We start from the raw sequence: 232 nt of genomic DNA, 5'->3' as shown, positions 1-232 counted from the left end.
CCCAGCCGCCTTTAGGCGGCTGTGTGTTGAAACTCGCCAAACAGTGCGTCCATCGCGCCCAATCGGTCCCAGCCGCCTTTAGGCGGCTGTGTGTTGAAACGGAATCCGCTGATTGATGCGGTGTGTAATGCCGTCCAGCCGCCTTTAGGCGGCTGTGTGTTGAAACGTTGAAAAATCCTGCCAGCTTCTCAAGCTCGTTGACCAGCCGCCTTTAGGCGGCTGTGTGTTGAAA

The organism is Neisseria sp. HMSC15G01, from assembly GCF_001808255.1.
Lineage (GTDB): Bacteria > Pseudomonadota > Gammaproteobacteria > Burkholderiales > Neisseriaceae > Neisseria > Neisseria subflava_A.
Note: the sequence above shows the minus strand (reverse complement) of the source record.